Annotated in this window: 21 protein-coding genes and 1 pseudogene; 7 read left to right on the top strand and 15 right to left on the bottom strand. The window is 58.5% G+C overall.

Annotated elements, in window-relative coordinates; all coding sequences use genetic code 11:
• Window positions 1-85: 85 nt before the first annotated feature.
• Window positions 86-580 (bottom strand): CIA30 family protein, encoded by a 495-nt coding sequence (locus PSV05_RS07560; RefSeq protein ID WP_300063762.1) that lies wholly within the window; start codon window positions 578-580, stop codon window positions 86-88.
• 163 nt (window positions 581-743) lie between these two features.
• Entirely contained in the window at window positions 744-1004 is a 261-nt protein-coding gene (locus PSV05_RS07555) for a hypothetical protein (protein ID WP_300063760.1), read from the bottom strand.
• Between the two features lie 180 nt (window positions 1005-1184).
• Here PSV05_RS07555 and PSV05_RS07550 point away from each other — a divergent pair, with 180 nt between their 5' ends.
• A complete protein-coding gene (locus PSV05_RS07550) occupies window positions 1185-2339 on the top strand; it encodes a GGDEF domain-containing protein (RefSeq protein ID WP_300063758.1) in 1155 nt (384 codons plus the stop codon).
• A 132-nt stretch (window positions 2340-2471) separates the two neighbouring features.
• Here PSV05_RS07550 and PSV05_RS07545 read toward each other — a convergent pair whose 3' ends face one another.
• The 3 genes from PSV05_RS07545 to PSV05_RS07535 all read right to left on the bottom strand — a co-directional run bounded on the left by PSV05_RS07545 (window position 2472) and on the right by PSV05_RS07535 (window position 5230).
• The gene (locus PSV05_RS07545) at window positions 2472-3548 is read right to left on the bottom strand and encodes an OmpA family protein (RefSeq protein ID WP_300063756.1); all 1077 of its coding nucleotides are present in this window, start codon (window positions 3546-3548) and stop codon (window positions 2472-2474) included.
• A 228-nt stretch (window positions 3549-3776) separates the two neighbouring features.
• Window positions 3777-4730, bottom strand: a complete 954-nt coding sequence (locus PSV05_RS07540) for a sensor domain-containing diguanylate cyclase (RefSeq protein WP_300063754.1) — start codon at window positions 4728-4730, stop codon at window positions 3777-3779.
• A gap of 113 nt (window positions 4731-4843) precedes the next feature.
• Window positions 4844-5230 (bottom strand): YajD family HNH nuclease, encoded by a 387-nt coding sequence (locus PSV05_RS07535; protein ID WP_300063752.1) that lies wholly within the window; start codon window positions 5228-5230, stop codon window positions 4844-4846.
• A 313-nt stretch (window positions 5231-5543) separates the two neighbouring features.
• On the opposite strand from PSV05_RS07535, the gene PSV05_RS07530 reads away from it, so the two are divergent.
• From PSV05_RS07530 to PSV05_RS07520, 3 genes are read left to right on the top strand one after another with little or no spacing between them, the layout of a single operon-like run.
• Window positions 5544-5750 carry a hypothetical protein gene (locus PSV05_RS07530; RefSeq protein ID WP_300063749.1) on the top strand — a complete coding sequence of 69 codons (207 nt, stop codon included), beginning with the start codon at window positions 5544-5546 and terminating at the stop codon, window positions 5748-5750.
• A 16-nt stretch (window positions 5751-5766) separates the two neighbouring features.
• A complete protein-coding gene (locus tag PSV05_RS07525) occupies window positions 5767-5946 on the top strand; it encodes a hypothetical protein (RefSeq protein ID WP_300063747.1) in 180 nt (59 codons plus the stop codon).
• On the top strand, window positions 5943-6083 hold the full coding sequence (locus tag PSV05_RS07520; protein WP_300063745.1) for a hypothetical protein: 141 nt from the start codon (window positions 5943-5945) through the stop codon (window positions 6081-6083). Before PSV05_RS07525 ends, PSV05_RS07520 begins: the two co-directional genes overlap by 4 nt.
• A 152-nt stretch (window positions 6084-6235) precedes the next feature.
• On the opposite strand, the gene PSV05_RS07515 is transcribed toward PSV05_RS07520, so the two are convergent.
• Window positions 6236-7189, bottom strand: coding sequence for an acyltransferase family protein (locus tag PSV05_RS07515; RefSeq protein WP_300063743.1), 954 nt, complete (start codon window positions 7187-7189; stop codon window positions 6236-6238).
• Window positions 7190-7915: 726 nt separating this feature from the next.
• Window positions 7916-9229, bottom strand: a complete 1314-nt coding sequence (locus PSV05_RS07510) for a VCBS repeat-containing protein (protein WP_300063741.1) — start codon at window positions 9227-9229, stop codon at window positions 7916-7918.
• A 264-nt stretch (window positions 9230-9493) separates the two neighbouring features.
• On the opposite strand from PSV05_RS07510, the pseudogene PSV05_RS07505 reads away from it, so the two are divergent.
• Window positions 9494-9799, top strand: a pseudogene (locus PSV05_RS07505) (transposase); the annotation flags it as partial.
• 180 nt (window positions 9800-9979) lie between these two features.
• Here the strand turns inward: PSV05_RS07505 and PSV05_RS07500 are convergent.
• The 4 genes from PSV05_RS07500 to PSV05_RS07485 form a co-directional block, all read right to left on the bottom strand.
• Window positions 9980-10879: an alpha/beta hydrolase gene (locus PSV05_RS07500; RefSeq protein WP_300063739.1), complete on the bottom strand. Its 900-nt coding sequence runs from the start codon at window positions 10877-10879 to the stop codon at window positions 9980-9982.
• 560 nt (window positions 10880-11439) lie between these two features.
• Window positions 11440-11997: an HNH endonuclease signature motif containing protein gene (locus tag PSV05_RS07495; protein WP_300063737.1), complete on the bottom strand. Its 558-nt coding sequence runs from the start codon at window positions 11995-11997 to the stop codon at window positions 11440-11442.
• Window positions 11998-12229: 232 nt separating this feature from the next.
• Window positions 12230-15319 carry a metallophosphoesterase gene (locus PSV05_RS07490; protein ID WP_300063735.1) on the bottom strand — a complete coding sequence of 1030 codons (3090 nt, stop codon included), beginning with the start codon at window positions 15317-15319 and terminating at the stop codon, window positions 12230-12232.
• Window positions 15320-15379: 60 nt separating this feature from the next.
• Window positions 15380-19156 (bottom strand): methylmalonyl-CoA mutase family protein, encoded by a 3777-nt coding sequence (locus PSV05_RS07485; RefSeq protein ID WP_300063733.1) that lies wholly within the window; start codon window positions 19154-19156, stop codon window positions 15380-15382.
• A 103-nt stretch (window positions 19157-19259) separates the two neighbouring features.
• Between PSV05_RS07485 and PSV05_RS07480 the strand changes: the two genes are divergently transcribed.
• Window positions 19260-20084: a ChaN family lipoprotein gene (locus tag PSV05_RS07480; protein WP_300063731.1), complete on the top strand. Its 825-nt coding sequence runs from the start codon at window positions 19260-19262 to the stop codon at window positions 20082-20084.
• Between the two features lie 105 nt (window positions 20085-20189).
• Window positions 20190-23291, top strand: a complete 3102-nt coding sequence (locus tag PSV05_RS07475; protein ID WP_300063729.1) for a diguanylate cyclase — start codon at window positions 20190-20192, stop codon at window positions 23289-23291.
• Between the two features lie 106 nt (window positions 23292-23397).
• On the opposite strand, the gene PSV05_RS07470 is transcribed toward PSV05_RS07475, so the two are convergent.
• The 4 genes from PSV05_RS07470 to PSV05_RS07455 form a co-directional block, all read right to left on the bottom strand.
• The gene (locus PSV05_RS07470; RefSeq protein ID WP_300063727.1) at window positions 23398-23931 is read right to left on the bottom strand and encodes a group 1 truncated hemoglobin; all 534 of its coding nucleotides are present in this window, start codon (window positions 23929-23931) and stop codon (window positions 23398-23400) included.
• Window positions 23932-23967: 36 nt separating this feature from the next.
• Window positions 23968-24897, bottom strand: a complete 930-nt coding sequence (locus PSV05_RS07465) for a DUF3034 family protein (protein ID WP_300063725.1) — start codon at window positions 24895-24897, stop codon at window positions 23968-23970.
• 102 nt (window positions 24898-24999) lie between these two features.
• On the bottom strand, window positions 25000-26061 hold the full coding sequence (locus tag PSV05_RS07460; protein WP_300063723.1) for a hypothetical protein: 1062 nt from the start codon (window positions 26059-26061) through the stop codon (window positions 25000-25002).
• Window positions 26062-26148: 87 nt separating this feature from the next.
• Window positions 26149-26808, bottom strand: a complete 660-nt coding sequence (locus PSV05_RS07455) for a hypothetical protein (protein WP_300063721.1) — start codon at window positions 26806-26808, stop codon at window positions 26149-26151.
• Between the last annotated feature and the right edge of the window lie 26 nt (window positions 26809-26834).

Raw genomic sequence — 26834 nt, 5'->3', positions numbered from 1 at the left:
TGGACGTTTGTTGTCGAGCAGTAGTGGCCATCCTTCCTAGCGGAAATCATCGCTCTGTCCTAGTTTTTTTGCGTGTTGCAATCGCCTATTCCACGCCAATCCAGTCCACGTCCAGCGAGAACGCGCCTTCGCGCCCGTCCGCAATGAGCAGGCCAATCTCCCGCACCTGCGAGGCGTCCAGCGGTGGACCATGCAGACGGGTACCGCGCACGCTGGGATCAAGCTCTCCCAGTGGCACTCGCACTTCGGTCCACTCACCCGCCCGCGTATCGAACCCTGCTCTGTAAGACACGGCGACATCTTGGTGACGGGCATCCGTAGCCAGCCGCAGCTGATAGCGGCGGCCATCGCCACATACCCGCAGGACGATCACAGACACGTCCCTCAAGTCAAACGCGCGGACCTCGCAGCACACTGACGAAAAGCCCCCGTTATTGGCCAGCGACAACTCGCCGCTGAACGACAGCACTCCGTCGACTACCGATGAGCCACCACTCGAGCGCCCGCCCATCACGCCATCGTTGACCGCGATCCAGCGTGACTCCTGGGGACTATTCACGAAGCTGAAGAGACGATGCATGGAAGACTCTGTAGTAGAAAATGGGGTCAGGCCAGAATCCGGGGCAGTCCACCCTGACACCATTTTTTTGATCCCGAGCCAACTCAGCCCTGACGCAACTTAAAAAATCGACTCTGACCCCTGCTTTTGAGCACGCGCAATCAGCGCAACCCGCATCCTCCCATCATAAATTGCCCCTCACACCTTCTTTGTCTGTGGCGGAAGCCCCGAGTTCCATGATCTTGAGCACACGCAATTTCTCAGACTTCCTGAGTACTTCACGCGCTTCCTTGATGACCTGGTGGGCCAGATTTTGATTGGTGTGATGACGCTTTGCATCGATCGCGGCATCAAGCCGTTGCTGAGCCAACTTGATCGCCTTATCGACGCGATAGAGAGGGCCGTGAGGATCCGCAGTAAGAGGTGGATCGTAGCTTTTCGTCATGGCTTCTATCCGTGATCAGAACGGCACAATACCGAGGTTCAATCGGCTCCGCACGTTCGTAGTCATTGCCCAAAAACGCGCTTAATTCCCTGCGCCCCTTTTATTGCGGACTAAGATGATGGCATCGAAGGCGCGGCACTGGGCAACGCCGGGTGGTGAACAAGGGGAATGCTTCCACCTATGGATGCCTTGACGGCTGGGCTATCGCTCATCATTGGCCAGTTCTGCATTGCACTGGTCATGGTTGGCGCTCACTTCGCCACGCGTCCCGAACGCTCGACGCGATACTGGGCGTTGGCCGCAATCCTGGTGCTGGCGGGTGTACTGATGGTCGTCGCCAGCCGCAGATTTCCCATCCTGCAACCCATCGGAAGCAGCAGCCTGGTCTTCGGGGCCGTTTTGCAACTCTCGGGCTTGCAGGCGTTCTACAAGGTACGCCCGGGCAAGTTGGAATGGGTCATCGGCTCAGCCGCCTGCTTGCTCTTTTTCCTGCTTGTTGCAGCCGATGCACAGATCTACCGTCATCTCATCGTGTTCGCGACCGCGAATTTGGCCTTGTTTGCCATGAGTTTTCGCGTGCTGCTGGCGGGCATTCGACCTCGATGGACGTTCGCCAGCGTGTTGACGGTGGGGGCCGTCGTGCTACTCATGTCCAACAACATCACCCGCATCGTGTTGGCGATCGCGCGGGATCCGGACCTGATTGTCACGCGCTCCCCGATGGGCATCGCCACCCTGTACCTGGTGCCGCTGGGAGGCGTCTTCGTGTATGCGACGGGATTGCTGCTGCTGTACTTCGAGCGGCTGGTTGACGACAAGCACAAGCTCGCCACGCACGACGACCTGACCGGCCTGTTGAACAGGCGCGCCATCGTGATCGCGGGCGAGCGGGAAGTGGCCGTCGCGATCCGTCATCGGCAGCAACTGACCGTGGCCTTCGTGGACATCGATTACCTGAAGCGCGTCAATGACAGCTTCGGACATAAAGCCGGCGACCTGGTCGTAGCCGACATCGCCAAGCTGCTCAGCGAGGCATGCCGCAGCCTCGACCTGGTGGGGCGCTACGGTGGCGATGAATTCTGCATGGTATTTCCTTGCGCCGACAGCGACAGCGCAGCGCTCATGGGCGAAAGATTGCTCACGGCGGTACGGCAGAATTCCTTCCGCGACCAGCGCCCGCTCACCCTGAGCATTGGATTCGCCTCACTGCCACCCGATGGCGACCAATCATGGGCAAGCCTGATCCACCGCGCCGACTTGGCGCTCTACGAGGCCAAGGCGCAGGGCCGTGACCAGTTCTGTATCGCCCCGCAGGTCCAGAACATTTCCGTTTGAATTGCGGGGAGGCCGATACACGGCTCTCGCATCGCGTCCCCACATGCAAATGCATGATTGACCAGCGATATCTTAAAAGGGACGGAGGGAACTAAGCGCACTCAATTCCCTCCGTCCCCTTTCGTTGTGTTTTTAATTTGAAACCTTCACCAGTTCAACACGTCGATTCTTCGCTTTACCCTCTTCGCTGCCGTTATCGGCCACGGGTTGCGTGTCCCCGAAGCCTTCCGCGGTCAGCATGGTGGGAGCGATACCCTTCGCGACCAATGCCGCTATGACGGATTGCGCTCGTCCTTCAGAAAGTGCTTGGTTGTGGGACGTGCTGCCGGTGTTGTCGGTATGCCCGTTGATCGCGAGCTTGAGCGCTGCATCATCTTTCAGGAGTTGTACGACCTGATCAATCTGGGACTGTGAGTCGGGCAATATGTCGGTCTTGTCAGTGGCGAAATTGACCTGTATGGCGACCTTTCCTGTCGCATCAATCGCCTGCTTGAGGGTAGAGGCGGAGATCAGTTCAGAGGTTTGGGTGTAAGCGGTTTCCTTGCCGACAACATAGCCGCCGCGTTTCGGGTTAGTGGTCAGGAACACCCAGATATTGCCGTCGTTGCGGCGGATCACCCAAACCGACGACGTTGAAGCCGGATACTTGTATCTGGCGGGATCAATGCCGAGTCTGAAGCCGCCATTGATTTCAGGCCCCCAGTTTTTCACGACGTCGACTGGAATGTTCCCCTCGCCTACCTTGGTACCGCCGAGTTGCCGAATAGCACTGTCAAAGTTCTTTGAAATTTCAAACTCAGAGAAATCCTTGCCTTGTTCGGCCGCGAAGGCAGCGTAGTAGAACTTGCCTTCGATCCACTGATCCTTCTGGTCCACCCAAAATGGGAAGCGCGCGAAATCCTTTGTCGCACTCTTTTCCGTTCTGCCAGGGCCTTTTGATGTATAGCCTGCAGGCAAGGTGAAATAGGGAAATTCGCCAAGGGCGGCATCGCTGATGGGAAGGGTATTGACGTCGAATGCCTGCGACGTAGGCGTTGGGTCAGGCTCCACCGTTGGCGCTGACTGCGCGGTCGGGACTTCTGGAGCGGCCTGCACCGCGGCCTGTGTTTGCGTTCCACCGGCTGGCTCGGCACTGCAACCGGCCAGCGCCACAACCATCACGCAGCTCAACAGAATCAGGTTGGGACGCAGGGGATGTAGGCGCATCATAAGTCTCGATTGCGGAAGGTGAATATGTTTTGACATCTTGCGGCAGGTTCAAATCGAGTACAAGGCTGCGAAAAACGCTATTCCTTACGTCCCTGCGTGCCCTTTCGTCACCCCTTTTTCTGAGCTGGAAGTACGGTCACGCAGCCGTCCCAGGATTAAAGGAAAATGTACCTGCCCCTTTTTTTCCCGAAAAAGTCGACTCTGACCCCTGTTTTGTTCCGTAACCTGCTACGCCGCTCGCGGCTTGCGCTTGGCCGCGTAGAGCATCCGGTTTGTGTGGTCCACAAAGCCACTCGCGTCGTTGGCATCGCCAGCCACCTGGGTGTCCACTCCGATCGAAATACTGACCCATTCGCCCGCATCGTCGAAGCCATGCGGGATCTGCAGCGCAGTCACGGCGGCCTCCAGTTCCCGCGCCAATGCTTGCGCAGTGGCCGCATCGGTGTCCGGCAACAGCAGCCCGAACTCGTCCCCACCCAAACGAGCGGCGACGTCACGCGATCGCCTTGCCGCCCCCTGCAGAACCCCGGCGATTTGCTTGAGGCACGCATCGCCTGCGGGGTGCCCGTACAGATCGTTGTATTGCTTGAACCAATCGATATCCACGATCAACAGCGACAGCGGTTTGCCGCTGCGCCGGGAGTCGTTCCACTCGACGTCCAGGCGCTGGTCGAACAGGCGGCGGTTTGCGATCTCGGTCAATGCATCCGTGAGCGATAGCGCTTCCAATTCCTTGTGCAGACGCAGCAGCTCCACCTCCGCCTGTTTGCGTTCGCTGATGTCGAACATGAAGCCGACCAGGCTGGTCACCTCGCCCGCATCGTTGCGTGTGACATGCACGACATCACGGATCCAGACGTACGCGCCATCGCGCGTCAACGCTCGATAGTCCGCCTCATGGTCCATGCCGGCCTGCGATTGCGCCACGCAGAAGTTCACGGTGCGCTCGCGATCATCCGGGTGCATGCGCGTGGCCCAGTCCTCCACGGTCTTCCAGCTGTCCTGCGTCCACCCCAGCAGGCTTTCGATCTGGGGCCCGATATAGGCAAAGCGCAGGTCGGGCCAGTCAAGCTTCCACGGGATCGCGTTGGTGGATTCCAGTAGCGTCTTGTAGACGCCTGCATCTTCAGCCACGTCTCGCCCGTGCGCCGCGCGGAATACTTGGTTTTGATGTGTGGTCACAGGCTTATCTTAACCAAGTCCGCAAAACAGGGGTCAGAGTGGATTTCCCCGAAGTAGACCCATATCGCGGCGCGTTTCAAACGGAAATGTTCTCTGGCCTGTTTTGGTGTTCGCTATCCATCCTTGGGCGAGACTTTCCCAAGCAGTGACCTCAGGTCGCCGAACGGGTTGGACGTGGCTGCAGGCGGCTTGTCCTCGGCGGCCAGGGCGCTGACCCCGGTGTAGTCGGCCTGTCGTGAATGTTCGTTGTCATGGCAGTACACGCACAACAGCTCCCAATTGCTGCCGTCCGGCGGATTGTCGTCGTGGTTGTGGTTGCGGTGATGGACCGTCAGCTCGCGCAGGTTGGTGCGGGTGAACTCACGCGCGCAGCGCCCACAGACCCACGGGTACATCTTCAGGGCACGCTCGCGATACCCCTGGTCGCGCTGCTCGGCGTTGCGCCGGGCCTCGGCAACGATACGGTCGAGCTTGGCATCTTGTGGTGTCGTCATGGTCATAGCTTACGAGGTGCAGCAGGAAACACCGTCAATAAGGGGGTAGAAGCCAACAAATGGGGTCAGGTACATTGCTTACGGCTGCAGACCGAAGCGCTCGCCAAGCGCGACTTGGAGACTCGACCACGCGTGCGCTCCAAGCTCGAGGAAAAATGTAGCTGACTCTTTATTTCCAGGACCCCTTTTTTTGACCCCTTCTTTCGTATCGGGCGGGCCACTAATCGGGTTAGTATTGGCGCATGAAATGCACTGTGAAGCTGTCTTGCTTTTACGATTCCTGGATCCACCAAGGCGTCCGCGGGGGTGCGTGGACGCCATGATTCGCAAGCCGCACTATCGCCGCATCCTGCTGGTCGCCGGAGTCGTACTGCTCGTTCCAAGCCTCCTGCTGTTGTTCGGCGGGATGTTGGGCGTGTTGACCATCGATAACCTGCCTGAAGTCCTGCAATTCAAAATGCGCAGCCTGGGCAGTTTCGCAGTCGCCGGCTGTCTAATGGCGGCAATCGGCTCGCTAGAGCCCTGATCCGAAGAGGACAACAATGATCAAGCAATCCGATTTCTTCATTCTCCTGGCGGTGTCAGTCTCATTCGTGCTGTCGGCCTTCCTGTGGTTCAACGGACAGCGCGAGGAGGGGGCGTTCACAGCGCTGTGGGTGCCATCGATCCTCTGCTTCGGCATCTACTTCAAGCTCACGTCATTGATGGCGCGCAAGTCGTGAGTAACCCGATGATTGGCTATTTCGCCATTGCCGTATTCGGACTAATGATGATCGGGGTCATCCTGACCGGTATCGAATTCCGCAAGATGAGAGGCAACGACGACGCGAAGTCGCCCGAGGAAAAGTCGAACCGCTGAGCCAGCCTGGTGCAACGGCTCCTGTGTTTGCTCGGGAGCAAACGGGAGAGAAGGAATCAAGCGCGGCAATAACGGGGTCAGGTCCACTTGAGAGCTCTGACTAAGTGAACCTGACCCCGTAATTGCTTTCCTTTTTCACTCCGTTCATTGGATCAGGCGCCGATCAGCATCCGCGAATAGCGGCCGAACAGTTTCTTCAACATGATGCACAGCATCAGCGTCAAGGTAATGCTGACAAGATAAATAGCGAGGGCACCGGCGGCGACGCCCACCACGCTCATGCCCGGCCAAGCCTGGACCAGCGCCTTGTCGAGGTTCACCATTACGGTGAAATGCAGAAAATAAAGGCTGAAGGCGTAGGTGCCCAAGGTCTGCAGAAGCCTTGGCATCCGATCTTCGTGTGCTTGCAGGAGCTCGAGGATCAGAAGCGCTGCCAATATCTTGTTGAGATAGACCACACTTTCTTGCAGCGAAAAGAACCCTGATGGCGTGTAACCCGACAGAAACAACCAGAAGTTCGCTACCAGGCTAATCAAGAACACAGCCCACATCAACGCCCGGAAATTTCGCACGAGTGCCAGCATCGCCTCGAGCCGCTCACCCAGGTACATGCCAAACCCATACGCACCGAGAAAATAGATGACCGAATTGACGCTCAGCATGTGAGGCGAAACCGTGCGAGACACGACCAGCGGCACCAGAGCCAGCAACAGGAGCAGGACGCCATTGCGGAACCTGAGCATAGCTTCTAGCGCCGGCGTCATCACGAATAGCACCGCCAGCACCGGGATGTACCACAACTGTACTTCCGCGGATCCGGTCACGACGTTGAGGAGCAGCACGTGCAGGAATGAGTCTTGGAGGTCGTTCGCCTTCAGGTATGCAACGACCTGAGGCCACTGTAATGCGACAAGCACGGTCGACACCACGAGGTAAGGCAGGATCACGTTGGTGAACTTGTTGAGATAGAACCTGGCCCACGGCATGCCGCGCAACACCCGCGTAAACAGGATTCCGGAGATCAGCGCAAAGAACAGGGTGGTGCCGTGGAATAACCCTTCGGTCATTGCGTAAAGAATCCGGAAATCGGCGCCGGACGCGAGCACGTCGAACTGCGCGCCAAGCCCTGACTAGGCCTCCTGACCCAGCATGGACCAGGCATGTGCAGCCATGATCGCCAGGATGGCAATGCCACGAAAGCCGTGCAGGTAGTCGATGTATTCCTTGGTGTTTCGCGATTGCATGCACTCTCAATCAGTCGCTTTACCTGCGCATGCAGGAATTTTTTATTTCGACGCCCTCATACCAACGGGCAAATGCCGCGAGACCGGTCAGGGTTCGCGCACAAAAGGGGGGCAGAAATTTTCCCCAATGCACCCCGAATCGCGGCGCGTTTCAAACGGAAATGTTCTCTGACCCCTTTTCCCGCCCTCACATCGCGGCGCGTTTCAAACGGAAATGTTCTCTGACCCCTTTTTTGGAACCATGAAGGCGCATTCGTATACCGGATGGCGTGTAGCGTGTAGTCACCAGACACTCCTTATGAGTCGCACCGAGGCTTTCCGAAAGTCTGTCATACAGTGGCAAAAATGGGGTCAGGTACATTTCTGACCACGCCACCCGCCCAATGCCGATGGGAGGCATACGCTCTAGTTGCGAATGTGGGCAGACACTCACGCAAAAAGGGGTCAGAGAACTTTTCCTCGAAGCACCCTCACGTCGCGGCGCAATTCAAACGGAAATGTTCTCTGACCCCTTTTTTCCCGGACGCGGCCGACCCCGCCTCAAGAAAAAATGTATCTGACCCGTTTTTTCTCAAAAACCGAAAAAGGTCAACGCTTGCACTTGGCGCCCGTTCGAACCAGAAGGCCGTGTTGGTAATCGGCCAACACGACATCAATACAACCGTCAGAATTGATGTCACCAGCGGCCAAGCCGTCAGGCCTGTAATGCGAGGTGGGAAAGGCTGTCAACGAAACGGTAACCATCGTTTCCGGCTCAAAACCGCCAGGGCCTTGCAAGTAATAACCCATGTTGAAGAACCCGCCGTGCAGCGTGATGATGTCCTTCAATCCGTTTCCATCAAGGTCTGCAATGACCACCGGCTCGGGTATGTCGAACGAGTCAAGCACCTTATCCAGCTGATATCCCCCATTCGCCTGCGCAAGATAAACGGCAATTCCCGCGGGCCTATTCGAGACGAGGCTGGTCACCACGTCCGGCCGACCATCGCCATTCAGGTCAGCGGTATCCACGCCCCGCGCCATCCAAGGCCAATCGATGGGCGTACGCCTCGGGATTGCATTCGACGTTGCCGCCGCGAACGTCCCGTTTCCTTCGTTCAGCATCAGGTACCAGAACGCGAAACCCTGACCATTGGTCATCACCAGGTCAGGCTTCTGGTCCTTGTTCATGTCACGAGCAATTATCCGGTTGTACCCTGCAAGCGGTGTCGCCAGATCCTTGAAGCGCAGCAGGCCTCCAGTTCCGTCGCCCTTATACAACACGGCACCACTGGACCAGGTCTGTGCCACGACATCCACCTTGCCATCGCCATCAAAATCTCCGGTAGTGACAGCGGAATAGCCCACCGGGTCCGGCAACGTCACCATTTCCAGGCTATTTGTGCTGGGTCGGAATTTCGCGATGGACAGACCATCCTGATGACCGACTAGGATTTCCTGTACGCCATCGTTGTCGAGGTCACCGAGCGCCATGCCGGTGGTAGCCCAAGCATAGTGACTGAGGAAGGGCGCGTGAACAGGCTCCCCCAACGTCTTGTCCGGCAATTGCGGGAACACCATGACTTGACTGATCAAGCTGGGCGTAGAGGTTTGCTCGGTTCCTTCCGTGGTCATCACAACATCTGGGCGTCCATCCCCGGTGACATCCCCGATCGCCACGGCCGCACCCCAGTACTTGCCTTCCTGATTCACGAGCTGCGGCGGGTATTGCTTGAGAGGATTGAAGCTGAAATTTCTGTTGACGGAATTACTTGGTGGAGGTGGAGGTGGATTGACGATGGGCCCACCACCGCCTGTTCCAGTTCCCGATGACGAGCCGCCCCCACCCCCGCCACAACCCGCTACCAGGCTGGCGAAAAATGCGATGAAAGTTGCGTACAGCGCGTGACGTAGTGGCGACATCTCGAATTCATCCCCTGGTGGTCCAAAGCCCTAAAGAATTCTCCCATGTTTTAGAACGTCATTCCCAAAAATAGGGTCAGGTACATTTCCTACCGAAGCGCGTCCGTAACGCCGAGTGCTCTGCCAAAAACAGGGGTCAGAGTCGACTTTCCTGAAAACCGGGGTCAGAGTCGACTTTCCTGACCTCGGCAAACGAACTTTCCCGATGGGTCTGTGAAGCGTTGCGAGGCACCCTGCCTATGACTTATCACGCTGCCAATTGCTATGCCTCGTCCACTGCGAATAGATCTTCCCGGTATTCCGCAACATGTCGTTCAACGGGGCAACGACCGCCAGCCATGCTTCTTCAACGACGCTGACTACCTGTGCTATCGCAGCGAACTGCGTGACATGGCCCGCCGCGAGGGCTGCGCGATCCATGCGTATGTGCTGATGACGAACCATGTCCACTTGCTGCTGACGCCAACGGCGAAAGGCGCCGTCCCACGCCTTATGCAGGCTCTTGGGCGGCGCTATGTTCGATACATCAACGCCACATACCACCGCAGCGGCACCCTGTGGGAAGGACGTTACAAATCCAGTCTGGTCGGCGACGGCGGCTACCTCATGCACTGCCACCGCTACGTCGAACTCAACCCCATGCGCGCTGCGATGGTCGCCGATCCGCGCGACTATCGTTGGTCCAGCCATCGAGCACTGGCCTTTGGCGAGAGCGACAGCCTACTCACGCCTCATCCGGAATACTTGGCGCTATCGACTGATACCGCAAAACGTCAGCAGCATTACCGTGCCATGGTGATGACGGCAGTTGATGCCGAAGAAGTGGACGCCATCCGCTGTCACCTGCAACGCCAGCACCCCTACGCACAAGATCGCTTCAGGCTGGCAATCGAGGCTCAGCTTGGAAGAACCGTGGGCCCACAAAAAATCGGGCGGCCCAGGAAACAACAGCAGAAGCAAAACAGGGGTCAGAGTCGACTTTTGTTGCCGAGCCAACTCAGACCCGACGCACTCTGGAAAAGTCGACTCTGACCCCTGTTTTTCCTTGTAGGTGTGATCAAAATGCGCTTCGGACCAAGCGACAGCATCGCCGTTGTATGGCAACCGTGCGAGTAATGCGCGACCGGCATCCAGCGCTTTCGGCGTGAAGTTCCATTCGGCCGAGGCCACCGCAAGACGCATCAGGTTCGCAGCGGAAGGCTCCTGCTCGTACGCCGCGGCAGCCTGATCAAATGCCGGCAAGGGATGCTTCCGGGTCATCGCCACGAACTGCGCATGCCAGGAGCAGTCCGCCGCCGTGTCGAGCAAAACCAGGCCGCAGATTAAGCCATGCAGTCCCGCTGTCGCCAGCAGGTACATGCCGCCGGTCGAATGACCGACAAAAATCGCATCGGAAACCTCCTTGGCCGCTTCAACGATGACCCCCGGCCAACTTCCGAACACTTCACGATCATCTCGCGCCACGTTGGACCCATCGCCGGGAAGATCAACCAGCCAGACGGAACCAGGCACATCCAGCGCATCGGCGAGTTCCGTCAGGCTCTCCGAACCAAGGCCAGGGCCACCTGGCAAGAGCAGCCAGTTCAATGTTCCCGCTTTCGAACCATGAAGGCGCATTCGTATACCGGATGGCGTGTAGCGTGTAGTCACCAGACACTCCTTATGAGTCGCACCGAGGCTTTCCGAAAGTCTGTCATACAGTGGCAAAAATGGGGTCAGGTACATTTCTGACCACGCCACCCGCCCAATGCCGATGGGAGGCATACGCTCTAGTTGCGAATGTGGGCAGACACTCACGCAAAAAGGGGTCAGAGAACTTTTCCTCGAAGCACCCTCACGTCGCGGCGCAATTCAAACGGAAATGTTCTCTGACCCCTTTTTTCCTGCACGTTTCAAACGGAAATGTTCTCTGACCCTTTATTCCCGGATCCCTGCCCAACTCAGTCCCGACTCAGTTTGAAAAAAGTCGACTCTGACCCCTGTTTTCCGCGGAGCAATTCAAACGGAAATGTTCTCTGACCCCTTTTTGCCAGATGTAGACACTTGTATCGATAAGGTAAATAATGCGCCTTAATACTTTTGCGCGTATCGAGCACTTCGACGTGTGCCGTACCATTTTTTTCCAGACCGAGGAGCTCACCAAGCGCGATTTGAAAGTGCGCCGACGCGGCCGACCCAAGGTCAGAGAAAAATGTACCTGACCCCTTTTTTCACCGACCCCGCAGCCGGGCTTGAAGAAACACGTTTTCTCGATGGAAACGCAGATAGCTCCGCTGCCCTGAAGAGAAAGCACCTACATTCTTTAGTGAGGAGGGGTCCAGACCCATAGCGCTCAGTGACGCTACATGGGCGACGGGGGACACAAGGACTTTTCCCGAATCTTCAAAGCTCAAAAAACCACGATCGAATAGATGATCGGCGTCTGGCGTAAGCAACAAGCCGTTTTCGCCGTCTAAGCGCTCGGTGTTGTCTGCATCGCGCCATGGCTTGCAATGGCTAGCCCGAAGGTGTTCAAGGCGATCGACTCCGGTGAGACGACAGCGGCGTTCAATCTTCATGACCCGCTGCTTGAAAAGGCCTTGGCCGCGACGCGCCTGCACCACCGCCTGCCTCGTTGTCTCCGTTATCGTCGAGTCGTGTCGCACCTCAGCCAGTTGATGCTCTTCCCATTGAATTAGGCCCACAGCGGGCAAGGTCTCGGCATCAGCCACTTTGCTGCCCCGAAGAATAATACGAGCCTCGTGACCGATTAAGTCAGCAAGCTCCAAGACGAGTGATTCTGGGACGTTGGTGAGGTACACGCTCTGCAGCCCGCGCCCACTTGGCTGTAATGGCGCGTATCGCTTGAAAACAGGGGTCAGAGTCGACTTTTGATTCCCGGCGAACTCAGCCCAGACGGAATCTGGAAAAGTCGACTCTGACCCCTGTTTTTTGCCTGTTTTTTGGACTCTGAAAAAGTCGACTCTGACCCCTGTTTTGTACCTTTTTTACAGTCCCGGTTTACGACTTGCCTCCGGCGCCGACCAGCCGCGCTGGAAGGCGCTTCGTTTCTATTCCTAGGAGTTTGCATGCCTGATCCCGAACAGCATGATCGGGTGGATCTAAATGAAATCGTCGAGCAACCAACCATCCGAGTATTGAGTGCGCCAGAACATTCGCGGGCTTCAAGCCGCTATTGAATTCGATAACTGCGTGAGACGGGTACTCTGGATCAGCTATCAGTCTAGCCGCCAGCAACATCAATCTTGAATCTTCATCGTCGGCAGCATCTTTCTCGAGTCTAGAAATCAACAACGGTAGCTCTGGGGAAGCAAGCGCCTCTCCTACTATCGAAATTGACACCTTCCCGAATCCAACCACTAGCAATCCTATGAAATCATTTGCAATATTAGCGGCTTCTGTTTTGTCAATTTTTAATGCTCTCTCAAAAGCATCTGACGCGAAATGAACAAACATATCCGCATTTTCATAAATTATCTTGTAGAAGAATGAGAGCATTCTTCGAGTAAGCTTCATTGACTCGCTAGCTATTAATACTTTCTCGTCCGCTTCAAAACCACTAGCCCTACTTTTCAAAATCTGACCCAGCACTTGGATCGATTTGATAGCCGTATTCAATTTGAATGTGTCTTCCAACTGAGACCCGTTCCCCACATCCTCCCGACCTTCGATCATTCCATCCATACGATCGCGCTCATCGTGCATGTAGTCGCTAACTTGATCAGGCTTACCTAGCATCAATGTTTGACGGTCCGCCGCGGTGCGGTATCGAACTGATATTTTTGAGTATTCACTCAAAGTACCTTGAGTCGATTCAGAATATAGGCTCGACGCCATGGGAAGTAAAACTTTTAATACTTCATGATGTTTTTCTAAATGGGCCAGGAAGGTAAGAATATTTGCGGAGCGCTCAGTATTAACAAACTCCACATGCCGCCTGATTTCAATATCTCGCTCAACGTCCTTGAGCCGAGAAATCCAAAGTGCTGAAAAGTAATAATATAAATACGGGTAACGAAAGGCCATACCCCTAGCATCGACAGCAATTAATCTGGCTTCAACAAGCTCTTCTAACAAAATATCCGAACTAACCGTGACCAGTCTTGCAGCAAATTTTTCTCTCAAGCTGGCCACATCAGCCGTACTCAGATAAGCCGCATCTTTTACCCACAACGCAGCTGCGAATTCACTTAAAAAATCACGGACCGTGTTGATAGGGTGCTTATGGACATGCCCTTCAATCGCCTTAGTAATGAGTGCTTCAAAGAGAAATCCTTGCGATCCATTCGAAATCACAGATTTCAGCTGACGGCCCACGTCCATTTGCTGAAGCACGATCAGTACGAATACTGGGAATCGGGGTAGAAAATTTTTGCCCAGCCAGGCATCGATCACGGATTTGACTTGTCTGGTTTCATGCTCGATTTGCTCTGGAGTTATCGAGTCCGACCTACCAATCTCCACCCATTTCCTGATTAATTCCCCGCGGCGCTTATGAGAAAGCGGAAGAATCTCGAAAATCTTGGAGCCACGCCAGTATGCCGAATCTTGATCACCTTCAATTTCGGCAGAAAGCACAGTAATAGCCGGCGAAGCGCTTGTAAGTGAAATTATTCTATCTGCCCATGCTGTAACTAACTCAAAAACCCGTGCAATACCCGTTGAACCTGCTGGGGCCGACTGAAGGTTATCGAGCACGACGAAGCGACGTTTCGATTCTAGCTGTGAGATTTCATCGTGGGCGTCGCGCTCATATTGAGCTGACAATGCAGACCTGAACCAGGTCTTTATTTCACCCCTATTAGCACTACTTAGAGTGGCAAAGTCGAGGTAAATAGGAATGCTTCCATTATGCCGTAGCTCACTGACTAGCGTCTTAGCAAATGTGGTCTTTCCAGACTGCTCCTGTCCAAATACTATAACCTTTCCAAATGCGGTGGAAGCATCAATTAAATCAGACGTCGTTACACTGCTCGTTAGCTTGACGGATTCGCTCTTCGCAGAATCAACCGTACGGAATTCAGGATGAACATATACTTCTGATAGCCGCAGATGTCGGCTAAGTTGAGGATGTTTGAGAAACGCCCCTGGATCATCTAAAAAATCCTCGAACGTGCTAGTAAATCGAATTTTCCCTAAGAGGCGTGCCGGATTCATCGGGCATATTTCTCCAATGTGTTCCGACTTCAAGCGCAACTCCGCCCCGCTCCAGTGAAAATCTGTTTTCTGCAAACCACCTTCCGTCGCGCTAATTTTTAAACACGAGAATCCACATTCACTTTCTCTATCGTCAATCGGTAAGGCGATCAAATGCTTCACTTTGGATCCGAACTTACCGCGAATTTGTTCGAAATCGTCAATCGCGTGTTCGTGGCCCCAGAAAGTCATGTCAACATGAGTGTCCAGCCAATGCGAAAGATATCTTGCGTCCTGCGGCGAGAACCAATTAAGGGGATGATGTGCAATCGCAATAGCTAGATCCGCTTCGTCCATATCATTAGGCAAGACGTCCTTTGGCATCCGGAGTGCGCCTGGGGTTTCGGGATTTTTAGAGGTCCATGCCGTATTGATCGCATAGATCGCAATTGATCTTCCATTGAGATCGATACGAGTACGACTCAGTATCGATCCATGAGCTTGCATAGGCGAGCAAACCACATCCCTAAAGAGCGTGAAGTCCACTTGAGTTCGGCTCAGCTCCCCTATAATTGAATCCGTCTCCAAGCCGGCGACTTCGGGGATGTCGTTTATCAACGCAGATTGAACTGTGGTTGATATTTTTGAGAAATCACAATCATGATTCCCTGGCGACACATATACATGACTGCTCTCGACCGGCCATGCTTTTAGAGATTGTTTTAGCTTCTCTAGTGCCGTCGTGGCAAGATCATACTCTTCAGCCTTTCCTGAAAAGGCCAGATCTCCGGATACTAGAAACAATACGGCTGTCGGTCTGGTCACGAGACTGCCTATTGCGCCCGAGATATCTGACATTCGACTTAGTGCAATAGACTCTGCCGTACGAATATGGAGATCTGACAAGTGGCAAATTAAGATGTCTGGCTTAGTTTCGTCTACATCAATTGCCATTTGAGATCTGCCTTTTTCAAACTGAAATAAAAAACCACGCGTTTTTTCAGGTGTACTGAATCACATATTCCTCCGATACTCCCCACCCACATCATAAAGCGCATGCGAGATCTGCCCCAACGAATGCGTCTTCACCGCCTCCATCAACGCCTCGAACACATTCTTGCGATCCCGCGCCGTCTGCTGCAAATACCCCAATCCATGACCGTCGTGCGGTTCACTCGCCCCGCTCTCGTCTTCGATCATATGGCCGTGCGCGGTCTCCCCAACCGGCGCCAGGGCATTGCGTGAGTCCTGCCAGCCTTTGACGTTGGCGATCTGCTGGCCCTTCTCTTCTTCGGTTGAACGGATCAGCTCGATCTCGGTCGCAATCTCGCCAGCGTGTTCCTTGGGCAGGAACATGTTCACGCCGACCAGCGGCAGGCTGCCGTCGTGCTTCTTGTGTTCGTAGTACATCGACTCTTCCTGGATCTTGCCGCGCTGGTACATGGTGTCCATGGCGCCGAGCACGCCGCCGCGCTCGCTGATGGCTTCGAACTCCTTGTAGACCGCCTCTTCCACCATGTCGGTCAGGTAGTCGACCGCGAAGCTGCCCTGCCACGGGTTCTCGTTGAAGTTGAGGCCCAGTTCCTTGTTGATGATCATCTGGATGGCCACCGCGCGGCGCACGGACTCTTCGGTCGGCGTGGTGATGGCTTCGTCATAGGCATTGGTGTGCAGGCTGTTGCAGTTGTCGAACAGGGCGTACAGCGCCTGCAGCGTGGTGCGGATGTCGTTGAACTGGATTTCCTGCGCGTGCAGTGAGCGGCCGCTGGTCTGGATGTGGTACTTCATCATCTGGCTGCGGCTGGACGCGCCGTAACGCTCGCGCATGGCGCGCGCCCAGATGCGGCGGGCGACGCGGCCGATCACGGTGTACTCCGGGTCCATGCCGTTGCTGAAGAAGAAGCTCAGGTTGGGCGCGAAGTCGTCGATCGACATGCCGCGCGCCAGGTAGTACTCCACGATCGTGAAGCCATTGCTCAGGGTGAAGGCGAGCTGGCTGATCGGGTTGGCCCCGGCTTCGGCGATGTGATACCCGGAGATGCTGACCGAGTAGAAATTACGCACGCCGTGGTCGACGAAGTATTGCTGGATGTCGCCCATCATCCGCAGCGCGAATTCGGTGCTGAAGATGCAGGTGTTCTGCGCCTGGTCTTCTTTCAGGATGTCCGCCTGCACGGTGCCGCGCACGGTCTTGAGGGTGTCCGCCTTGATGCGGGCGTAGGTGTCGGCATCGACCACTTGATTACCGGTCACGCCGAGGAGGCCAAGCCCGAGACCGTCATTGGTCGGCGGCAATTCACCCGAATATTGCGGACGTTCGCGGCCATCGAACAGCTTGGCAATCGTCTTTTCGGCATCGGCCCAACGCGTGTCATCGGCCTTCAGGTATTTCTCGATTTGCTGGTCGATAGCGGTGTTCATGAACATCGCCAGGATCATCGGCGCCGGCCCGTTGATGGTCATCGACACGCTGGTGGTGGGCGCGCACAGGTCGAAGCCGGAGTACAGCTTCTTCATGTCGTCCAGCGTGGGGATGTTGACGCCGGAGTTACCGATCTTGCCGAAGATGTCCGGCCGCGGCGCGGGGTCTTCGCCGTACAGGGTGACGCTGTCGAAGGCGGTGGACAGGCGCGCGGCGGGCTGGCCGACGCTGAGGTAGTGGAAGCGGCGGTTGGTGCGCTCCGGCGTGCCCTCGCCCGCGAACATGCGGATCGGGTCTTCGCCGGTGCGGCGGTACGGATACACGCCGCCGGTGTACGGGTAGCTGCCCGGCAGGTTTTCCTTGCCGAGGAAGGTCAGCAAGTCGCCCCAGCCGCGGTAGGTGGGCGCGGCGATCTTGGGGATCTTCTGGTGACTCAGCGAAGTGGTGTAGTTCTCAACGCGGATGGTCTTGTCGCGCACCTTATATTCGGTGATCTCGTCGGTGATCGACTTCAATCGCTGCGGCCATGCGCGTAGCAGCTTGATGTTTTCGGCGGTGAGCGACTGGATGGCGTCGTTGTAGCGCTGGCGCAGTGTGAGCAGGCTGCGGTCGGGGGCATCGGTGAGCGCATCGGCGCCGTAGATATCCAGTGCAGCCGGCAATTCGGCATCGCCCAATTCCGACAACGCCTGCCACAAGGACTGCGCGCGGTCGGCGGTTTCGGCCTGGGTTTCGATCTGGCGGTTGATGCTACGGCCCTGCTCGGCGATCTCGGACAGGTAGCGCGTGCGAGCGCCGGGTATCAGCACTGTCGCGCGGGGTTCTTTCAGGGTGGTGTCGATGTGAGGAACCATCGAAAAGGGGTCAGAGGCATGTTTTCGGACGTTGTCTCCGGCAGGATCATTGTCATCGGCCGAAAAATGCGTCTGACCCCTTTTCTCCTCGGCCGAAAAATGGGCCTGACCCCTTTTCGACTCCCATTTTGCTTTCAGCAACCTGCACAAGTTGCTGAACATCCAGCTGATGCCGGGGTCATTGAACTGGCTGGCAATGGTCGGATAGACCGGAACGTCTTCGTCCTTGGTCTGGAACGCGACGCGGTTGCGCTTCCATTGCTTGCGGATGTCGCGCAGTGCGTCTTCGGCGCCGCGCTTGTCGTACTTGTTGAGCACGATGAGCTCAGCGAAGTCGATCATGTCGATCTTCTCCAGCTGCGACGCCGCGCCGTAGTCGCTGGTCATCACGTACATCGGGAAGTCGACCAGGTCGACGATCTCCGAATCGGATTGGCCGATGCCGGCGGTTTCGACGATCACCAAGTCGTAGCCCAGACCTTTGAGGAAACCGATGCAATCTTTCAGCACCGCATTGGTGGCGACGTTCTGCCGACGCGTGGCCATCGAACGCATGTAGACGCGATGGCTGCGTAGCGAGTTCATGCGAATGCGGTCACCCAGCAAGGCGCCACCGCTACGGCGGCGGGTGGGATCAACACTGATCACCGCGATACGCATCTGCGGGAAGCTGGCGAGGAAGCGGTTCAGCAGTTCGTCGGTGACCGAGGACTTGCCAGCGCCGCCGGTGCCGGTGATGCCGATGACCGGGGTCTTGCGGCTGGCGAGTTGCCATTGCTTGCGCTGCTTGGAGAGCTCGGCTTCGGACAGGGTGCCGTCTTCGATCGCGGACAGCGCGCGGCCGATGGCGATTTCGTTTTCGATGGAAGGTAAAAAGGGGTCAGAGAACATTTCCTCCGGCACCACATCCGAATTGAGCGCTGTCGGGGAGGAAACTGTTCTCTGACCCCTTTTTACGGAGAACATTTCCTCCGACACCACATCCGACTCAAGCTCTGTTGGGGAGGAAACTGTTCTCTGACCCCTTTTTACGTCACGCTGACCGCGGTTTTCACCCGCCCGCTTGACCACGTCTTCGATCATTTCCACCAGCCCCATCTTCATGCCGTCATTGGGGTGGTAGATGCGCTCGACGCCGTAGGCCTGGAGTTCGCGGATTTCTTCTGGCGTGATCGTGCCGCCACCGCCGGCGAAGATCCTGATGTGCGGGGCGCCGCGTTCTTTCAGCATGTCGACCATGTACTTCAGGTATTCGACATGCCCGCCCTGGTAACTGGACAGCGCAATCGCGTCGGCGTCTTCCTGCAACGCGGCACGGACCACGTCTTCGACGCTGCGGTTGTGGCCGAGATGGATCACTTCGGCGCCCTGCGCCTGGATCAGCCGCCGCATGATGTTGATCGCGGCATCGTGGCCGTCGAACAGGCTGGCGGCGGTGACGAAGCGCAGCGGGGAACGGCTCTCATCAAGAGCGGTGGGCTGGCTTGCGGGCAGGGTTTCGGCGGGACTGCTCATACGCTGGCATCAGTGATTGCGGGGACCGCCGATTGTAGCGCGCGCGTTATCCTGTCTCATTCGTATAAAAGTTCCAGCCACCGATCCACCGTCAGGACCTGCCATGCCGAATGCCAACCGCCTGTTCGTTGCCCTGCTCCCGCTGGTCCTGCTGGGCTGCGTGCACCATGACCCGGCGGCATCGGCTGATGTGCTGCTGCTTGGGGAAACCCACGACAACGGCGAAGGCCACCGCCTGCGCGCCAAGGAATTGCGCGCCCGCGTTGAGGCAGGCTGGCGCCCGGCCATTGCGATGGAGCAGTTCGACCGCGAGAACCAGGCCCTGCTGGATGCGGCGCTGCGCGAATGCACCGATGCCGATTGCGTGGTGGCGCGCGCGGCGCCTGGCAAATCCAGCTGGAACTGGGAATTCTACAAGCCGGTGATCGCGCTGGCCATGCAATACAAGCTGCCGCTACTGGCCGCCAACCTGTCGCGTGCGGATGCCGGCAAGGTGATCGAGAAAGGATTCGCCCCGGCGCTGGATGCGGGCGAGATCAGCCGTTACGGGCTGGACAAGCCGCTGCCGAGCGGGGTGTTGGGGCCGCAGATCGAGGAGGTACGCACTGGCCATTGCGGGATGCTGCCGGCCGAAATGCTGGAGCCGATGGCGCGCGCGCAGATTGCCCGCGACATTGTAATGGCCGAAACCCTGCGCCCATTCGCCTCACGCGGCGTGGTGCTGATTGCCGGCAATGGCCATGTGCGCCGCGACATCGCAGTGCCGTACTGGCTGCACACGCAGGGCCTGACGACATCGAGTATCGGGTTTGTCGAAGAAGCAGGCGCGCCGGGCGAGTTCGACAGCGAACGGCATATTCCTGCCATCCAGCGCCCGGATCCTTGCAAGGATCTGGGCAAGAAGATGGGCATGAAGCTCGGCGGCTGAGCCGGAATGGTGCCTGGCTGAGCGTATTCAGCGCGAAATTCGCATGTTTGCCACTTCAGATGGCATGGGCCTTGCTAAAGTCCTTCCCAAATCCTGGGGAGCTGCATGGCCGGCATCCGATCCATCTCCACCGCTGCCTGCCTGGCCACCATGCTTGCCATCGGCGCGCTTGCCATGGTCACGCCTGCCACGAGCACACCTGCCAAGGTCACGCCCGCCAAGGAGCTGGCGGCTGTATCACCCGCAGCCACGGTCGCTGCTGACACATCCGGATTGCATGGCTTGGGCTGGTTGCCGTCGGATGTCTTCGATACCGGCGAAGGCCTGCCCGACCCGACGGTGAATGCAATCGCCATCCAGCACAGCGGGCAAGTCTGGGTCGGCACCATGCGTGGACTGGCGCGCCAGAGCGGATCGCGGATGGTCGCCGAACATGGGCCTGGCGATGTGCTGGAGCGGCAGGTCCTGGACCTGCTGGTGACGGCTGACGACACCCTGCTGGCGTCGGTGGACAGCGGTGGCATCTGGCAACTCCGGAACGGCCATTGGTCCTCGCTGGGCTCGCCGTTCGATGAACGCCGCACGCAACGCATGCGCGCCTTTGCGTCGGGCTCGGGCGAACGCGTGTTCGCCGTGGGCGGCGGCGTTGCGGAATTCGTGGATGGGCAATGGCGTGCGTGGCCGCTGCCGGCGTCGCTGGCTGGGCGCGAGATTTTCGACATCGCGCTGGAGCCTACCCGCGCTGGCCAGCCACAGCGCATCTGGCTGGCGACGTTTGGCGCCGGATTGCAGCGTTGCGACGGTGACAGTTGTTCGCCGGTTTCGATGGCGGGATCGGGGCCACGCACCAACGAAATCCTGACCCTGCAGCAGCAACCGCGTGCCGGCACCTCGGCTGCGTTGTGGGTCGGCATGCAGGGCGGCGGGCTGGCACGCTGGCAGGACGATACATGGACTCGCTGGCACACCGACAACAGTCCGTTGCCGAGCAACTTCGTGGCCGACATCGAACTGGTCGCGATGCCGGGCGCAGGCACCGATGCCTGGATCGGCACGCGTGATGGCCTGGCGGTGTTGCGCGCGGACGGCAGTTGGACCATGGCCGATCCGCGCATCCCGCAGCTGGGCAGCCGCGTCCGCACACTTACCCCGGGGCAGGATTCACAGGGCAATCCGCTGATCTGGATCGGCACGGATGCCGGTGCGGTGCGCACGCCAATGACTGGCGCATGGCGACTGATGAGTACCCTGGGCACCCGCGGCAATGGTGTTTGGGGACTGTTGGTCGAGCCGGTTGCGGATGGCAGTGAACGCATCTGGCTGGCCAGCGACGGTGATGGCCTGCAGCGCTTCGAAGCCGGGCAATGGCATGCCTATGGCGCCGCCGAAGGTCTCCCCGAAAAGACGATCCGCAGCATTCTGCGCGTACCCGATGGCAGCCGCGAAGGCGCGCTGTGGGTCGGTGCGTGGAGCGGTCGCGTCCTGCGCCTGCAGGGCGACAGGTTCATCGAAATCCCCACCCCGTGGGCCAAGAACGACAACGAAGCGGTCAGCCTGCTGCTGGCCAACAAGGACAGCGTCTGGATCAGCACGCGCAACCAGGGCATTGCCCATTGGGATGGGCGCGCTTGGGACTGGAAAGGCACCCGGACAGGCATGCCGTCGCGGGCCTACGGTGCGATCCGGGTCGGACGCGATGTGTGGATGTCCACCGCGGACCGCGGCCTTGCCCGCGTGCGCGACGGCAACTGGGACTTCTTCGGCGCGGATATCGGGATTCCGTCCGATGCCCTGTACGACATGCACCTGATCCGAGATGCAGGCGGCCGTCCAGTGTTGTGGATCGGCAGCAACAAAAGCGGCCTGTTGCGCATCGATATCGGCAACCCGGACGTGCCTCGTCTGGTGACCAGGCCGGCATTGCCACCGTTGCCGGTACCGATGGTCTATGGGGTTGTACGCGATGGCAGCGGCGACTTGCTGGCATGCACCGACTATGGCGTAGCCCGCTTGAAGCGTGCCGGCACAGGCTACCAGTCGATCATCTACCATCGCGCCGATGGCCTGCCCCACGACGAATGCAATGCCAATGCCATGCAGGTGGACGACCGCGGCCGCGTCTGGATTGGCACGGTCGGTGGCGCCGCGGTGTATACGCCGCGTACGGCGGGCATGCGCAAGCCGTCGCCACTGTTGCTGTCGGCGGTGCTGGTGAATGGCAAGCGCATACCGGTTCCTGCCAATGGGCAACCACTGGTCTTGCCATCGCGCAGCAGCGGCGTGGAACTCCAGTTCGAGCTGCTGACTGGCGAAGACGAACACGCCAGCGAGTATCGGGTGATCGCTGAAGAGGCATCAGGCAATGTGGCCTGGTCGAACGACAATCGGCATCGGCTGGCCAACCTGGGCGATGGCCTGCATGAATTCCGCATCGAAGCCCGCGATGCGATGGGCACCACGGCATTCCCGATTACCTTTTCCATCGACGTGCCACAGGCGTGGTGGCGCACGCCGGCTGCGCGCGCGGCGCAAGTGCTGGCCGCCTTGGGCCTGTTCTGGCTGGTCCTGAAGTGGCGCGAACGCCAGCTGCGGCGAAATACGCAACGGCTGAGCGAAATGGTCCAGCAACGCACCACCGAGTTGAAGGGACGCGAGCAGGAACTTCACCAACTCAATCACGAATTGCTGCGGCTGTCCTACACCGACCCGCTGACCGGGCTCGGCAACCGACGACACCTGTTCGAGACGTTGGCGCGCGAATGGCAGGGCTCGACCGCTGCCTCTTCGCCACTGTCACTGCTGATGCTGGATCTGGATCATTTCAAGGCGTTCAACGACAGCCACGGCCATCAGGCTGGCGACGCGCGCCTGCAGCAGGTAGCGGGCATCCTGCAGTCGCATCTTCCTCCACAGGCGCTGGCAGCGCGCTATGGCGGCGAGGAATTCTGCGTACTGCTGCCCGGCACCGACCCGGTGCAGGCAATCGCAGTGGCCGAATCGCTGCGCGCCGCGATTGCATCGCTGTCGACGACAGGCGACCAGGCATTGCTGACTGGCCCGGCTACGACCGCCAGCATTGGCGTAGCGACGATGCGGCCCTCCTTGGAAAGCCGCCTGGACGACCTGATCGCCGAGGCCGACCAGGCCCTGTATGCCGCCAAGCACGCCGGACGCAACTGCATCAAGAGTGCCGCCGGCAGCGATTGATGCGGAAAAGGGGTCAGAGTGAATTTCCTGCCTACGGGCTTACATCATTCCTGATCGCAATCAGGAAACTTCACTCTGACCCCTTTTCCCTTCAAGTCGAAGTGCCCTACTTCGTTATCGCCTCGCGATGCATAGGCGCCAGGATCGCCAGCAGCTTGTTCTGCGAACGGAACGGCACCTTGTGGGTGTCCATCGCCAGCTGCAGGTCTTCGACCAGCGCGTTGAAATTATTGCGGTCGATCTTCAGGCCCGCGTGCGTGGTGCGCATGTCGCGACCCGTGTAAACGCAGTCGCCGCCCAGGATCACGCAGAACTGTTCAGTCAGCTCACGCTTGACCCGCTCGCGGTCGACATTGGCGAAAAACGGTTGCGTGCGCGGGTCGGCCATCATGTTGTCCATGAAAGTGCCGACGATTGTCGTCAGCCCGGCCTTGCCGCCGAAATCATGCAGCAGCACGCCGGCCAGTTCAGGATGCGGCGGCGCAGGATTCGGCGCGGTGGGGTCGAGCCGCGCAGTGGTTTCCATCGGCATCGCGTCGTTGGCATCGGTATTGGTATGGGCATCCTGTGCGAAGGCTGCAAATGGGAGGCAGGCAAGCAGCATGAAGCTGGATGCGATCAGGGTTTGCTTGAGATTCATTTGATTTGCTTCCTTGGGAAGGACTGAGCGTGCAAGTCAGAACCCGACCTGCAGCGAGGCGTACCAGCCGCGCTGGTTGTCGCGAATGACGATGTTGCCGAGATCCACGTAGGCCACGGTCACTGAGACGTGCTTGGCCGGTGCCCAGGCGATGAAGGCATCCCACGCATTGTTTTCATGCGCGATGTTGAGGTTGTCCGGCTTGCTGCGGTATTCGGCGCCAATTGCCAGGTTGCGGTTGAGCAGGTAGGCGGCCGAGCCTTCAAACTGCGGCTTGTAGCCGTCGTGGCGGTCACCGCCAAAACCAAGAATGCCGAACTGGTTGGCCTTGGTGAACCGAACCGTGGCGTTGAGCAGCAAGCTTTGTGCGAGATAGAGCTTGGTCGCGCTGACATACACATCGGTGCCATTTGCACTCTTCGCACCAATCGCCGAAAGCAGGCCGCCCTGGTCGTTGTGCTTGTACTGCACGCCGACCGCGACCTGCGGCATCCAGTTGTCCTGTTCAAGCACGGCATCGCCTGCAATCTTCACCTTCAGCCCATAAGTGTCCTGGCGGATGGTGAAGCCGTGGCCCAGACCAAGTGCGGCACCGACGGCTTCGGTATCAAAGGCCTGGCGCGACACGCTGAGTTCGACGCGGTCATGGATGCCGACCAACGCGCCGTAACTTTGCAGGTTGTAGTCGGACAGGTTGACCCGCGTGTAATAGGCATTTGCGCCAATCTGGTCGTGCGTGCCGTAACCGCCGATCACCGCCCAAGGCGTGAGCCCGCCCCCGGCCGCACCTTCGATCTGGGTCACGCCGCCTGTCAGCAGCAGCTTGCCACTGGTGCCGGTCGGTGTCTGCACAGGTTCGGCCGGTGGCTCCTGATCCTGCAAGGCGGAAGCCTCCTGCGCCTGCGCATTGAAGGCCCAGCCGAACAGGCACAGTGAAATGACGAGACTGGTCCGCCTGCCCTTCAAGTGCATTCCTTTCGAATGCATGCCCTTCAAATCTTGTGCTCGCATTGCGATGTCCCCTGTTGATTCTTGTGTTGTGGTGCAGTGGCAACGATGTGGTCGTGCTTATCGCGATTGCTGCTGCTTGAAGATCTGGTTGATCGCGGTGCCGATGCGGCGCAGCGCTTGTGCGCCGGCAACCGGTGCCGACATATGCATGTCATTGGCTTGCGCGGCACGTTCGAGGACTTCGGCCAATCCATTGGCCGGGCGCAGCAACTGCTGCCAGACCCGCCACGCAGCCGTGCCAAGTACCAGCAGCAGCAAGCCGCTGGCGATCAGGAACGGCAACCGCAAGGCCAGGAAGGAAGCGCTGTCCGTGGGTGGCCGCACCAGCGATACCAGCCGCGCCTGCTGCAGGCCGAACAGAGGCTGCACGGACACGTCCTGGCGCTTGCTTTCCATCTGGATTTCGGTGCGTGTCACATCGACCTTGCCATGTTGCGGCAGCTGGTCCAGCAGTCCGGCCTGCTGGTCGGCCGGCAAGGTCGAAGCCACCATCAACAGGCCATCCCTGGTATCGGCCAGCAAGGCCACATCGGCATGACCGATCTCGGCAATGGACTGCGCCTGCTCGATGCCGATGCGTTCGGCCACCAGCAACTGCGCCACGCCAACGCCGTAGTCGACCAAGGGCTGGATCGACACGCGCAGCAGGCGGCCACCATCGACCATCAAGCCGGTGTGCACCTTGCCGGTCTTGCTGGCATCTAGGTACAACGGGTTCTTGCTGAAATCGTTGCCTGCCGCGAACGGTTCGGTGCTGGCCACGACCTGGCCCTGCGCATCAATTACCGCCGCCATCGCAAGACCGAGCTGGTCGCGCCTGTCCTGCAGCAGGTCGACCAGGGATGCGGTATCAAACACCACGCCCGGCAACGAGCCACCGAGCGCCTGCGCCACGTAACCGGTCACGCCCTGGTTGTTGGCGATCTGCCCGCCACGCGATTCCAGTCCCTGCCGGCCGATCTCGGCCACCAGGCCCTGCACCCGCTGCAGTTGCTCCAGTCGCTCGCCCGCGACCGCCGTGGTCAGGCGCGCGTCCTGCCAGCGAAACAACCCGAACAATGCGACCAACAGCGCCGCGAGCACGACCAGTACTCCGATTCGATATTGCCTGGATGTCATCTCATTTCCCCTGTATCCCGCCGACTTGATTCACCGCACACGGCCTATTGGCGTTTGCCGCGGTGCGTGCTTGACGTTGCAAGCACTTCAATGCATTTGTGGCGACTTGCTGACGACCAGCGTCTGCGTGGCGCCGCCTGTCAGCGGTGCGCTGGCCTGCAATGATTTCGCGGCCGCGCGTGGATGCCAGAACACCAGCGTGCCCGGGCCTGGCGGCACGTCCTTGATCTGGTAGCGACCGTCCTTTGCCGGACGCGTGTAATACGGGGTGGCCAGCACCACCACATTGGCGCGCATGGTGTGGTGCACGGTGCAGTTGACGATCGCCAGCCCGGCCGTGTTGAAGGTGAACTCGGGGCTCTGGCCGGGGCCGTAGTAACCCAGGTCGAAACTGTTGCCGGGCGAACGCGAATACACGTTATGAATGATCGTGTCGACGTTCGGGAAGCGCACCGTGCTGCCCTGCGGCACCACCAGTGTCTCGGGAGCGAAACCCTTTGAACGGGTGTTGATGCTGAAGCGGCCCGGCTTGGGCTTCGGGCTGCCGGCCTTGGGCAGGAAATACACCAGGCCTTCGCTGACCTCGCCCGCACTGACCGATTGACCTTGTCCGGCAACCAGCTTCAAGGTGCCGCTGATGGAGCTTGCGGGTGCTGCATCAGGCTGCTGCGCTGGTGCAACCGCGACGGGTTTGGCGACCGGAGGTGGCTTGCTTGCAGGCACGGGCTTGGCGGCAGGCTTCGACATCACGACTGCTGGTTCAGCCGGAACAA

Source organism: Thermomonas sp., assembly GCF_029945965.1.
Lineage (GTDB): Bacteria > Pseudomonadota > Gammaproteobacteria > Xanthomonadales > Xanthomonadaceae > Thermomonas.
This window is presented reverse-complemented; position numbering and strand designations above follow the sequence as displayed.